This window comes from Aminobacter sp. P4_D5 (genome assembly GCF_056401815.1).
The window spans coordinates 1-630 of record NZ_JBFUIP010000923.1 but is presented as its reverse complement, the minus strand read 5'-3'; the positions used below and the strand labels follow the sequence as shown (position 1 = coordinate 630).

Genomic DNA, 630 nt, shown 5'->3' with positions numbered 1-630 from the left:
CGTTAGCGCTGCGGGCCTCGGCGCCCTATATGCGGGCCGTGACCGAACCGCTCGCCCTCTACATCCACTGGCCCTTCTGCGCCTCCAAATGCCCGTACTGCGACTTCAACTCGCATGTGCGCGAGGGCGGCGTGGACCATGCGCGCCATCGCGAGGCCCTGCGGCGGGAGCTGGCCTGGGAGACGGAGCGGATCGCGGCGGCGGAGCCCGGCCGGAACTCCAAGCGGCCGCTGGCCAGCATCTTCTTCGGTGGCGGCACGCCGAGCCTGATGGAGCCGGAAACCGTCGCCGCTGTTATCGCCGATGCGCGGAAGCTGTTCGACGCGGCCGAAGATATCGAGATCACGCTGGAGGCCAATCCCACCAGCGTCGAGACCGGCAAGCTGCGCGAATTCGCCGCAGCCGGCGTGAACCGCGCCTCGCTCGGCGTGCAGTCGCTGGATGCGGAGGCGCTGCGCTTCCTCGGGCGGCGCCATGACGCGTCGCAGGCCATTGCCGCGCTGGAGGCGGCGCGCGGCATCTTTCCCCGGCTGTCCTTCGACCTGATCTACGCGCGGCCCGGCCAGTCCGAGGAATCCTGGCGGGCCGAGCTGCGTCAGGCGCTGGCCCTCGCGGCGGATCATCTCAGCC

The 630-nt window shown here is 70.6% G+C and carries 1 protein-coding gene; it reads left to right on the top strand.

From position 1 onward, the window contains the following. Window positions 1-29: 29 nt before the first annotated feature. The coding region (locus tag AC1DWF_RS35815) for a coproporphyrinogen-III oxidase family protein (RefSeq protein ID WP_476843206.1) at window positions 30-630 on the top strand (601 nt) is incomplete at its 3' end.